At 70.4% G+C, this 206-nt stretch carries 1 pseudogene; it reads right to left on the minus strand.

Going from position 1 to position 206, the window contains the following annotated elements:
• Nucleotides 1–182: pseudogene (locus DSY14_RS28580) on the minus strand (trypsin-like serine protease); the annotation flags it as partial.
• Nucleotides 183–206: the final 24 nt, after the last annotated feature.

The following is a 206-nucleotide window of genomic DNA, read 5'->3' on the forward strand; positions in this document are numbered from 1 at the left end:
CAGAGGGGGTTCTCGTCGAAGTCGCCGTCCCGGCTGATGACGCCGGCCAGTTCCCAGGCTCCTTCCTCGCCGCGGAGGACGGGGCCGCCGGAGTCGGTGATGCAGACCTGGGCCTGGTCGGTGGGGTGCTCCGAGCACAGGTCGCTGTCGGGGTCCATCTGGGCGCAGCGGTCCGCGTTCACGATCTGGGTGTCGAGCTGCTGGAG

Origin of the sequence: Nocardiopsis sp. MG754419 (genome assembly GCF_018207095.1) — a bacterium.
Lineage (GTDB): Bacteria > Actinomycetota > Actinomycetes > Streptosporangiales > Streptosporangiaceae > Nocardiopsis.